This is a genomic window from Chryseobacterium sp. WG14 (assembly GCF_024586945.1).
Lineage (GTDB): Bacteria > Bacteroidota > Bacteroidia > Flavobacteriales > Weeksellaceae > Chryseobacterium.
The window spans coordinates 43,751-55,011 of sequence record NZ_JALCZD010000007.1 but is presented as its reverse complement, the minus strand read 5'-3'; the positions used below and the strand labels follow the sequence as shown (position 1 = coordinate 55,011).

Here is an 11,261-nt window from a genome sequence, read left to right as displayed (position 1 = left end):
TATTTCTTTTTACTGCTTATTAAAATTTATTAAAATCTTAATCTTCAAATTCTTCTCTTAAAATACGTTTTACATCTTCAATAGTTTCTTCCTCAAGATCAACCATATTTAAAAGACTTTCAGTTTCTTTATCTAAAACCGACTTTGCAGTAGTAAGACCTACCTTTTTAAATTCATCCAAAATCCACTGCTCGATATCGTCATTAAATTCTCTCAAATCAACGTCGTCATCCTCACTAGACTCTCTGTATACATCAATCTCATATCCTGTCAACCAAGAAGCCAGTCTGATATTTTGACCTTGTTTTCCAATTACTTTAGAGATTTCCTCAACCGGAGTATATACCAATGCATAGTTAGTATCCTCATTGATTTCAATCTTATTAATTGTAACATTTCCTAAAGCTCTCTTCACCAAAATCTCAGGGTTTTTAGACCACTGAATAACATCGATGTTTTCATTTCTCAACTCTCTTACAACCCCATGAATTCTGGATCCCTTCACACCTACACAGGCACCTACAGGATCAATTCTGTCATCATAAGCATCTACTGCAATTTTTGCCTTTTCTCCAGGAATTCTAACGGCCTTCTTCAAGATAATTGTTCCGTCCTGAATTTCAGGAATTTCCAGTTCTAGTAACTTTTCAAGAAACTTAGGTGCAGTTCTGGAAATAATAATCTGTGGTTTAGAACCTTTAAAGTCTACTGTTTCTACAATAGCTCTGATATTCTCACCTTTTTTAAAGAAATCTGATGGGATCTGATTTTCTTTCGGTAAAATAAATTCATTCTCTTCATCATCCAACAAAATCACGTGCTTATGACGGATATGGTGAATTTCCCCTACAACTATTTCCCCGATTTTATCTCTAAACTGTTCATACAGCATTGCATTATTGTGCTCCTGAAGTTTTGTAGCCAAAATTTGCTTTAGGGTAAGAATATTCCTTCTTCCTAATTGCGCAACAGGAATTTCCATTGTAAAATCTTCTCCTACTTCAAAGGTAGGATCAATTTTTTTAGCCTCAGAAATTTCAATCTCCAGATCATCGTCTTCAGACATTTCGTCTTCTACAATTGTTTTATTTAAAAATATCTGAAAATCTCCTTTATCAGGGTTTACAATCACATCAAAATGATCATCCGAATCAAATCTTTTTCTCAAAAGAGTTTTCAGTGAGTCTTCAATAATTGCCATAAGATCAATCTTACTGATCCCTTTTTCGTCTTTAAAATCACCAAAGGATTCAATCAACGCTATATTATCCATCTATTCTTTTTTCTTTTTTAAAATTTAATTACTGCCAATGCTTTTTTGATCTCAGAGTAAGGAATTTCTTTTTCCTCCTCTACATCAACTTTCCCTTTCCCGATATCCTTCGGTTTACGATAACGTAAAACAAGGGTAATCTTCTCTTCATCTACTTTAGATAATTCTCCTTCAATTTTAGAAGAGTCCTCCAACATCACTTCAATCTCTCGTCCTAAGTTCTTTTTGAACTGTCTTGGGATAGACAACGGTTCACTAAGTCCTGCAGACATCACCTGAAGGCTAAAATCATGTTCCTCACGATCCATATTGAATTCCACTGCACGGCTTGCATCAAGGCAATCCTGCAAAGAAACTCCATTGTCGCCATCTAAAATCACTGTAATGTCATCCCCTGCAGAAAATTTAAGATCAATAAGAAACAGATCTTTTCTGGTCTCAAGGAATTCATTTAATAATTCTTCAATTCTTTTTCTAAACTCCATACATTGTTTTATCTTGATTTATAGTACGAAAAAAGGCTTTCTTTCGAAGCCTTCTCATTTTTCCCGTAAATCCAATGCAAATATACGCTTTTTTTCTAAAAAAGCAAAATTATCTTATTATCAAGCAAATAGCATAAATTCTATTTACCTTAAATTAAACGAGCATATGAAAGTATTTTTATTATTTTTGTCTTGAATTTTAAAAACCAAACATTTTGAATATAACGATTGTAGGAACAGGTTATGTAGGATTAGTTACAGGAACTACGCTGGCAGAACTTGGCAATTCAGTATACTGTGTTGATATTGATGAAAAAAAAGTTGAAGGTATGAAAAACGGCGTAGTTCCCATCTATGAGCCGAATCTTGAAGAAATGTTTCTAAGAAACATACAGTCTGAGAGATTATTTTTCACTACCAATCTGAAAGAAGCCTTAGACAAAAGTGAGGTCATTTATCTGGCACTGCCCACTCCTCCCGGCGAGGATGGTTCAGCAGATCTTTCATATGTTCTTCAGGTAGCCAATAATATTGGTGAGATGATGACAGAATATAAAGTTATTGTCAATAAAAGTACAGTACCTGTAGGAACTGCTGATAAAGTAAGCAGCGTCATATCTTCCAAAACAAACATTCCTTTTGATGTAGTTTCAAATCCGGAATTTTTAAGAGAAGGTTTTGCTGTGGAAGACTCCATGAACCCATCAAGAGTGGTTGTAGGAGCAAGCTCTGAAAGAGCGAAGGAAATTATGTCTAAAATTTACCAGCCTTTTACCAATACTGGGATTCCAATCATCTTCATGGATGAAAAATCATCAGAACTTACCAAATATGCAGCCAATTCATTCTTAGCAGTAAAGATTACTTTCATGAATGAAATTGCCAACTATTGTGAAAAAGTAGGTGCAGATGTGGACAAGGTAAGACTGGGAATGGGAAGTGATGACAGAATTGGACACCGCTTTTTATTTCCGGGTATCGGCTATGGAGGGAGCTGTTTTCCTAAAGATGTAAAAGCACTTATTAAATCCGGAAAGCAGGAAGATTTCAATTTCCAGATTTTAGAAGCTACAGAAAATGTAAATACGGCACAGAAGGTAATTCTCGTGTCTGAAATAGAAAAATATTTCGGAGGAAATATTAAAGGCAAGAAAATTGCTATATGGGGATTAGCTTTTAAAGCCAATACGGATGATATCCGGGAAGCCTCTTCTTTAGATAATATTGCCCTGTTATTGGAAAAGGGAGCTGAAATCATAGCTTATGATACTGTTGCAGAAAGTAACGTCAAGAAAGTAATTGGTGATAAAATACAATACGCCAAAGGAATGTATGATGCTTTAGAAGGTGCAGACGCTCTATTTATCTCTACAGAATGGCCGGAGTTTAAAAATCCCAATTTTGAACTCATGTCGAAAAAAATGAAGGATAAAGCTATTTTTGACGGTAGAAACATGTACCCGTTAGAAGTTCCTGAGCAGAATGGGTTTTATTATAAAAGTATAGGAAGAAGAACAATTTTAAAATAGACAAAATGAAAAATATAATTATCACTGGGGGTGCCGGATTTATCGGTTCACATGTTGTAAGAGAATTTGTGAAGAATAACCCGGATGGTATGATCATCAATCTTGATGCTCTTACCTATGCCGGAAATTTAGAAAACTTAAAGGATATTGAAAATGAACCTAATTATGTTTTCGAAAAAGCCGACATTACAGAACCTGAAGAATTAAGAAGGGTTTTCGAAAAATACAATCCTGATGCAGTAGTACATTTAGCTGCAGAAAGTCATGTAGACAGAAGTATTACGGACCCCATGGCATTCATTAACACGAATGTAAACGGAACAGCCAATCTTCTTAATCTATGTAAGGAATTCTGGACTTTAAACCCGGATCATACCCATGGAAGATTTCCGAATGAAAAAAGAAAAAACTTATTCTACCACGTATCTACCGATGAAGTATATGGTAGCTTAGGAGAAACAGGATTCTTTTTAGAAACAACATCTTATGATCCTCAATCTCCGTATTCTGCATCAAAAGCAGCTTCTGACCACCTGGTAAGAGCTTATGGTAACACGTATGGAATGCCTTTCATCGTTTCCAACTGTTCTAATAACTACGGACCCAATCACTTTCCTGAAAAACTGATTCCTTTATGTATTTCAAATATCATTAATGAAAGGCCTTTACCTATTTATGGTGATGGAAAGTATACCAGAGACTGGCTTTTTGTAATTGATCACGCCAGAGCTATCCACCAGGTCTTCAATGAAGCAAAAACAGGGGAAACTTACAATATTGGAGGATTCAATGAGTGGCAGAATATTGATCTGGTAAAAGAGCTTATCAAACAAATGGATGCTAAATTAGGAAAGCCGGAAGGTCATTCTGAAAAACTGATCACTTTTGTAAAAGACAGACCTGGCCATGACAAGCGTTATGCTATTGATGCTACTAAACTTAATAAAGATTTGGGATGGAAGCCTTCAGTAACCTTTGAAGAAGGTCTGGGAAAAACAATAGACTGGTATCTTGAAAATAAAGAATGGCTTGAGAATATAACCAGCGGAGATTACCAAAAATATTACGAAAAACAATATAACTAGTATCCATACACCAAAGGAACTACGTATAAAAAAACAATTTTAAAATTTGATCAGATCACTCTTCTATATATTTTAAAAAGAAGACCTCAAGAACTGATCATATTTTATAAAAGCATAGAAAAAGGTTAAATTACCTACCTGTTGATTTAAAATCACACAGGCTATGCAGTAGAAAACAAAAAATAATATGAAAGGAATAATATTAGCCGGAGGATCCGGAACAAGACTATACCCTTTAACCATTGCGGTAAGCAAACAGCTAATGCCTGTTTACGATAAACCTATGATCTACTACCCTCTTTCTACGCTTCTTTTAGCAGGAATTAAGGATATATTGATCATTACCACTCCTCATGACCAGCCTGGTTTTATCAAACTTTTAGGTGATGGGTCCCAGATAGGATGTAATATAGAATATGTGGTACAGCCAAGTCCGGACGGGCTGGCACAGGCATTTATTCTCGGTGAGCAGTTTATTGGCAATGATCCTGCAGCATTAGTTCTTGGTGATAATATTTTCTACGGTTCTGAGATGGGAACTTTATTAAAAAATAAAACCAATCCGGAGGGAGGTGTTGTTTTCGCATACCACGTAGCAGACCCCGAAAGATATGGTGTGGTAGAATTTGATGATGACTTTAAAGCAATATCTATTGAAGAAAAGCCTTTACAGCCAAAATCCAACTATGCTGTTCCCGGCTTATATTTTTATGATAACAGTGTAGTAGACATTGCTAAAAACATTCAGCCTTCTGCAAGAGGTGAACTGGAGATCACGGATCTAAACAATGTTTATCTGAGCCAGGGAAATCTTGAGGTAGGTGTACTGGACAGAGGTACCGCATGGCTGGATACAGGAACTTTCGATTCCCTTCATGATGCTTCAGAATTTGTAAGTGTTATTGAAAAAAGACAAGGCTTCAAGATCGGATGTATTGAAGAAATTGCTTTCAGAAATAAATTTATCAACGAAGAAAAGCTATTGGAAACAGCAGCTAAATATGGCAAAAGCGGCTATGGTGAATACCTGAAACAGCTTATCCGTAAATAAAAAAACAATTTGTAAATCCCACACACTATTGGCTTTATGGCCAATAGTTTTTGTTTATAACAACAAATATCAATATATTAGTTGTTGATTTTCGCTTTTATGTGAACAATTATTCATAAAACGAAGAAATAGAGTAAGAATTAATTATTATAAATTTGTAAAAACTTACACAGATGAATGAACCACAGCAAAAGTGGACAGAAACAATTGAAGCCAATCATTCTTTATTTGATATCCAGCTTAAAGAAGTATGGAAATATAAAGACCTTGTTTACATGTTTGTAAAAAGGGACTTTATATCAAGCTTCAAACAAACTATTTTAGGACCTATCTGGTTTTTTATCAATCCTATTTTTACCACGATCACTTATCTGATTATTTTCGGAAGGTTTGCAAAGCTTCCTACAGATGGCGCTCCTGGCCCAATATTTTATCTTGCAGGAGTTACTTTGTGGAATTATTTTGCCGGGGCATTATTAGGGACATCAGCAACGTTTACCGGAAATGCCAATATTTTTGGCAAAGTATATTTTCCAAGGTTAGTAACCCCTATTTCAATTGTCATTTCAAACCTGATGCGTTTAAGTGTTCAGTTTATTTTATTCCTTATGGTCTGGGCATACTATTTTATTAATCATGAAATTTCACCTAATTTATGGATACTGGCAACTCCATTTCTACTCATTCTCATGGCTTTATTTGCATTGGGAATGGGAATGATTTTTTCAGCTCTTACTACAAAATATAAAGATTTAAGCATGCTGTTGGCTTTTGGGATCACTTTATACATGTATGCGACTCCGGTTATTTATCCTGTATCTATGCTTCCCGGATATTTTAAGCAGTTAGCAAAATTCAACCCATTAACCGGTATTTTTGAATGTTTCAAATATGGCTGGCTGGGAGTAGGTGATTTCTCTCCCGTAATGCTAATAACCAGTACGGTTATCATTTTAATTCTTCTTGTGGTAGGAGTAGTTACTTTTAACAAAGTTGAAAAAACATTTATGGATACAGTATAAGTGAACATGAAAGCACTTGAATAAAAAAATTTAAAACTCTAAAACATGCTAGCTTTAAAAGCAGAAAACATATCAAAACAATACCGCCTGGGTGAAGTCGGGACCGGTACTTTATCTCATGACCTCAACAGGTTCTGGCATAAAGTAAGAGGAAAAGAAGATCCATATTTAAAAATTGGTGAAACTAATGACAGAGCTTCCAAAGGCAATTCAGATTACGTCTGGTCTCTCCGCGATATTAATTTCGAAATTGAACAGGGTGATGCTATAGGAATTATCGGAAGAAACGGTGCCGGAAAATCTACCCTCCTAAAGCTCTTAAGTAAAGTTACAAAGCCTACAACAGGAAAAATATATACCAATGGAAGAATAGCCTCTTTATTGGAAGTAGGAACAGGTTTTCACCCTGAAATGACGGGTCGTGAAAATGTTTTTCTCAATGGAGCCATTTTAGGAATGACCCGAAAAGAGATCAAACGTAAATTTGATGAAATTGTAGATTTTTCAGGTGTTGAAAGATATATTGACACTCCAGTAAAAAGATATTCTTCAGGAATGTACGTCCGACTTGCATTTGCTGTTGCAGCCCACCTGGAATCCGAAATTTTAATTGTAGATGAAGTACTGGCGGTAGGAGATGCTGATTTTCAGAAAAAATGTCTCGGTAAAATGGGGGATGTTACTAAAGGAGAGGGAAGAACTATTCTTTTTGTGAGTCATAATATGACTGCTGTAAAAGAGCTTTGTAATAAAGGTATCCTTCTTAACCAAGGGACTCTTTCCTATGAAGGAGATATGCTAAGTACTATTATTGAGTATCAAAAAAGCAGTACAAAAGCCAGTTCTTATTATTTTAACGGCAACATTAATGAGGCTTTAGGAAACGAAAATATCAGAATAAAAGAATTCTCTGTTAGTCCTATTCTCGGAAATTTGATTGACATTGATTCAGGAATAAGGGTAAAGCTTATTTTCCAAAATAATTGCCCCAATATTAATCTGGATACGACTTTTGAATTAAGAAATTACGAAGAACTTGTCATCTTCCATGTAGGAAAGCTTATTACAGAGAATGAAGATTCCAAAACAGGTGATTATACGGTAGAATTTGATATTCCGGCAGGCCTTATCAATGCAGGCAATTATTATTTTAAACTGATCTTCGGGAGAAATCAAACTGAAGTATTATTTGGAGTTGATAACTTCGTTGGCTTTGAAGTTGAAAATGTAAAAGTAGGCAGCAAACTTCACATCTATCCCGGAATTATGAGACCTAATTTTGACTATAATGTACAAACGCCATGATACCTCAGACGATACAACTTCTAAAAAGACATAACTCGATTTATGTTAGGTATAGGATTAAGAGGAATCTGCGCTTTTAAAGAGCAGTAGGAATTCATCACTGCATTATCAGGAAGTTGATATCATCACAAATGATAAAGGAGAAAAAGAGTATTTATTAAGAACGCTCTTATTACAGATTATACACCTGAAAATGTATTGGAGAAGGTTTGGGGATTTTTTAACCAATTCTCCAACTACTTATTGTGTCTGAGAAGGATTATGATCATTTTTTTAAGATACGGAATGAATTATAAAACACATAGATTAACTGACGTTCAGAGCAAAAATATTCCTGCTCTTGAAAATCTAGCCCAATATACAGGCTACATCATCTCAAAAGGTGAAATATTAGATCTAAATATGATGGACAACGAAGGAAATTTTTTATCAATTCCAAAATCATGATTTGTTGAAAAATGATTAAACCATTAACTTCTTTAAGATTCTTCTTTGCATTCTTTGTCTTCTTAAGCCATTTATCCTATTTAAAAGAGGACGAGAGGTATAAGACTATGTTTAACGATATATTTTCAGAAGGATTTTTGGGAGTTAGTTTCTTTTTCATATTGAGTGGATTCATCCTCGCGTTAAATTATAGAGATAAGTTTAAGAATAAAACAATTACTTTAAAAAAATTCTATATAGCCAGATTTGCCAGAATTTATCCATTATATCTTGTAACAATTTTGATTTCTATACCAATGCTGTATAGTAGTTTCAAAATATTGTTGTATAATATTTTCTTGATTCAAAGCTATATCCCTGACCAAAAATATTTTTTCTCATTCAATGCACCTTCATGGAGCATTTCTGATGAAATTTTTTTTTATGCTTTATTTCCTATTTTAATCGGAATTAGTTTTAAATTTAGTAGAATATTTAAAATACTATTATTAATAATATTTGTATCATTATTAATAGTACTAAATAATTTTTTACCTGAAGAAAAAAGCCATTATTGGCTTTATATTTCACCTTTCACAAGAATTTTTGATTTTATTCTAGGAATTCTGTTATTTGATGTTGCCCTTTATCTGAAAAATAAAAAAATAAGCTTACAAAAGAGCATACGTACATTTTTTGAAATAGGAGCTCTGTCTACCCTGGTATTATTTTTCATTTTTCATAACAACTTTCCTATCAGTTATAGATTTTCAATTTACTATTGGCCACCAATGTGTCTAATTATCCTAACTGCTGCAAATTCTTTTATTTCAGAGAAAAATATAACTTGGATTACAACTTTTTTTTCATGGAAATGGCTTGTATATTTAGGAGAGATTAGCTTTGGATTTTATTTAATTCATTATTTAGTCATAACTTACACACTTAAATATAATGATATAAAGGGAATTCACCTTACCGGTATCCCTCTAGCCTTAATAATGTTTTCTATTACACTTATTGCAAGTATTTTTGCTTATGAAATAATAGAGAAACCTTTCAACAAAAAAATAAAAAATTTATTCTCATGATTAAGTTCCTCGATTTACAAAAAATTAATTTAGAATATCAGCAGGAGATTGAAGCCAAGCTTATTGACGTTTTTCGTTCCGGCTGGTATCTTATGGGAAAAGAACTTGCCAGTTTTGAGCAAAATCTTGCCCAGTATACCGGAGCAAAATATGCCATAGGAGTAGCTAATGGTTTAGATGCATTACGGCTCATTTTACGCGCATATATTGAATTAGGCATCATGAGTACTGGTGATGAGATTATTGTTCCGTCCAATACTTATATAGCATCCATTCTTGCCATTTCAGACAACGGATTAGTCCCTGTATTAGTTGAACCGGATATCAATACCTATAATATTAATATTTCAAAAATTGAAGAAAAAATCACTTCTAAAACGAAAGGGATTCTTATTGTTCATCTTTATGGAAGAGTAGTTTTCTCTGAAGAATTACAGAATCTTACTCAAAAATATGATGTAAAAATCATCGAAGATAATGCCCAGGCTATCGGAGCTGAGTGGAATGGTATAAAAACAGGAAATCTTGGTGATGCAGCGGGGTTCAGTTTCTATCCAGGAAAAAACTTAGGAGCTTTAGGTGATGCAGGTGCAATTACAACCAATGATGAAGAGTTAACAAAAACGATAAGAGCTTTAGCTAATTATGGTTCAAATACAAAATATGTCAATATCTACCAAGGGTTAAATTCTCGTCTTGATGAAATTCAGGCTGCTGTTTTAGATATTAAATTAAAATACATTGATGAAGAGAATGAAACAAGGAGAAAAATAGCACGAAGATATGTCGATGAAATTTCAAACTCTAACATTATTCTTCCTGAAAACCCTGAAAATGAAAGTGAACATGTGTGGCATATCTTCCTGATCAGAACTGAAAAAAGAGATGAGCTTCAAAAATATCTTGCAGAAAATAATGTACAGACTTTGATCCACTACCCTATTCCTCCTCATAAACAGAAAGCATACAAAGAATGGAATACTCAATCTTTTACCATCAGTGAAAAAATTCATAAAGAAGTATTGAGTCTTCCTATTTCTCCTGTGATGGAAAATGAAGCCGTAACAAAAATTATAGAATTATTAAACAAGTTTTAATGGAAAGTCCTCTGGTAAGTTTCATAGTGGTTTCCTACAAACACTCAGAATTTATTGTTGAGTGTCTGAACAGTATTAAAAACCAAACTTATAAAAATTGGGAGCTTATCGTTGCTGATGACGCTTCTCCGGATAATTCCGTAGAAATCACAAAAAACTGGTTGAAAGAAAATAATATTCACGCAAAAACGAATTTTCACGAAATTAATAAGGGATTTGCAACCACACTTAATGAATGTATTGAAATGACGGAGGGTAAATATGTAAATATCATTGCTGCTGATGATTATTTCCATCCTGAATTTCTTGAAAAATGTCTTGCTTCTTTAGAGAATAAAAGCGATCGTTTCGGAATGGTTTTTTCAAGTTGTTTTATTATAAAAGAGGACAAAAGCCTGATCAATTATATTGATAATCTAAATTTTTACCAGAATGAAAATCAATTTAAAAAGACGTTAAAAAAAATGAATTTCATCCCGGCTTTAGCTACTTTGACCAAAAGAAAAGTCTTACTTGAAACCGGACATTATGATAAAAATATTCTCATTGAAGACTATGACAGGTGGCTTAGGATTAATGAAAACTATTTCATTGATTTTGTACCTGAAAATTTAGCATATCATAGAAAACATGATGAAAACATTTCCAAAATAAAAGAAAGAATCGTTTTTGTAGAAGAAATTCTTTTAAGATTAAAATACGACAGCAATCTTGAAAATAAAACAAAAATAAATAATGACATTAAAAAGATTTACCTAACGTCTACCGATAAAAAAGAAATTCAAAAGGTTTCTGAAAAATATTCCCAATATAAAGGTAAAGAACGTTGGCTGGATATATGTTTAAAGTATGGCTTCCCGGCAAAATTATATAATCTGAAATATAAATTTTTCTAAA

At 33.5% G+C, this 11,261-nt stretch carries 10 protein-coding genes; 8 read left to right on the top strand and 2 right to left on the bottom strand.

What is annotated here, in order from left to right; genetic code table 11:
- Nucleotides 1–37: 37 nt before the first annotated feature.
- Together nusA and rimP are read right to left on the bottom strand one after the other, a co-directional pair.
- Nucleotides 38–1,273 carry a transcription termination factor NusA gene (gene nusA, locus MP478_RS13130; RefSeq protein ID WP_209800360.1) on the bottom strand — a complete coding sequence of 412 codons (1,236 nt, stop codon included), beginning with the start codon at nucleotides 1,271–1,273 and terminating at the stop codon, nucleotides 38–40.
- Between the two features lie 17 nt (nucleotides 1,274–1,290).
- A complete protein-coding gene (rimP, locus tag MP478_RS13125) occupies nucleotides 1,291–1,758 on the bottom strand; it encodes a ribosome assembly cofactor RimP (RefSeq protein ID WP_230033936.1) in 468 nt (155 codons plus the stop codon).
- Nucleotides 1,759–1,973: 215 nt separating this feature from the next.
- Here rimP and MP478_RS13120 point away from each other — a divergent pair, with 215 nt between their 5' ends.
- The 8 genes from MP478_RS13120 (at nucleotide 1,974) to MP478_RS13085 (ending at nucleotide 11,260) form a co-directional block, all read left to right on the top strand.
- Nucleotides 1,974–3,287: a UDP-glucose/GDP-mannose dehydrogenase family protein gene (locus MP478_RS13120; RefSeq protein ID WP_257200704.1), complete on the top strand. Its 1,314-nt coding sequence runs from the start codon at nucleotides 1,974–1,976 to the stop codon at nucleotides 3,285–3,287.
- A 5-nt stretch (nucleotides 3,288–3,292) separates the two neighbouring features.
- Nucleotides 3,293–4,372: a dTDP-glucose 4,6-dehydratase gene (gene rfbB / locus MP478_RS13115; RefSeq protein ID WP_257200703.1), complete on the top strand. Its 1,080-nt coding sequence runs from the start codon at nucleotides 3,293–3,295 to the stop codon at nucleotides 4,370–4,372.
- Between the two features lie 187 nt (nucleotides 4,373–4,559).
- On the top strand, nucleotides 4,560–5,423 hold the full coding sequence (gene rfbA, locus MP478_RS13110) for a glucose-1-phosphate thymidylyltransferase RfbA (protein WP_047484947.1): 864 nt from the start codon (nucleotides 4,560–4,562) through the stop codon (nucleotides 5,421–5,423).
- 173 nt (nucleotides 5,424–5,596) lie between these two features.
- Nucleotides 5,597–6,445, top strand: coding sequence for an ABC transporter permease (locus MP478_RS13105; RefSeq protein WP_257200702.1), 849 nt, complete (start codon nucleotides 5,597–5,599; stop codon nucleotides 6,443–6,445).
- Nucleotides 6,446–6,490: 45 nt separating this feature from the next.
- Entirely contained in the window at nucleotides 6,491–7,750 is a 1,260-nt protein-coding gene (locus MP478_RS13100; RefSeq protein WP_257200701.1) for an ABC transporter ATP-binding protein, read from the top strand.
- Nucleotides 7,751–8,208: 458 nt separating this feature from the next.
- Nucleotides 8,209–9,267, top strand: coding sequence for an acyltransferase (locus tag MP478_RS13095; protein WP_257200700.1), 1,059 nt, complete (start codon nucleotides 8,209–8,211; stop codon nucleotides 9,265–9,267).
- On the top strand, nucleotides 9,264–10,364 hold the full coding sequence (locus tag MP478_RS13090) for a DegT/DnrJ/EryC1/StrS aminotransferase family protein (RefSeq protein ID WP_257200699.1): 1,101 nt from the start codon (nucleotides 9,264–9,266) through the stop codon (nucleotides 10,362–10,364). Before MP478_RS13095 ends, MP478_RS13090 begins: the two co-directional genes overlap by 4 nt.
- Entirely contained in the window at nucleotides 10,364–11,260 is an 897-nt protein-coding gene (locus MP478_RS13085) for a glycosyltransferase family 2 protein (RefSeq protein WP_257200698.1), read from the top strand. Before MP478_RS13090 ends, MP478_RS13085 begins: the two co-directional genes overlap by 1 nt.
- Nucleotide 11,261 lies beyond the last annotated feature (1 nt).

What these genes read in the sequence shown, in the direction of transcription:
- nusA (WP_209800360.1), bottom strand. Translation starts at nt 1,273, where the DNA reads ATGGATAATATAGCGTTGATTGAATCCTTTGGTGATTTTAAAGACGAA.
- MP478_RS13105 (WP_257200702.1), top strand. Translation starts at nt 5,597, where the DNA reads ATGAATGAACCACAGCAAAAGTGGACAGAAACAATTGAAGCCAATCAT.
- MP478_RS13085 (WP_257200698.1), top strand. Translation starts at nt 10,364, where the DNA reads ATGGAAAGTCCTCTGGTAAGTTTCATAGTGGTTTCCTACAAACACTCA.
- rfbA (WP_047484947.1), top strand. Translation starts at nt 4,560, where the DNA reads ATGAAAGGAATAATATTAGCCGGAGGATCCGGAACAAGACTATACCCT.
- MP478_RS13090 (WP_257200699.1), top strand. Translation starts at nt 9,264, where the DNA reads ATGATTAAGTTCCTCGATTTACAAAAAATTAATTTAGAATATCAGCAG.
- MP478_RS13095 (WP_257200700.1), top strand. Translation starts at nt 8,209, where the DNA reads ATGATTAAACCATTAACTTCTTTAAGATTCTTCTTTGCATTCTTTGTC.
- rfbB (WP_257200703.1), top strand. Translation starts at nt 3,293, where the DNA reads ATGAAAAATATAATTATCACTGGGGGTGCCGGATTTATCGGTTCACAT.
- MP478_RS13100 (WP_257200701.1), top strand. Translation starts at nt 6,491, where the DNA reads ATGCTAGCTTTAAAAGCAGAAAACATATCAAAACAATACCGCCTGGGT.
- rimP (WP_230033936.1), bottom strand. Translation starts at nt 1,758, where the DNA reads ATGGAGTTTAGAAAAAGAATTGAAGAATTATTAAATGAATTCCTTGAG.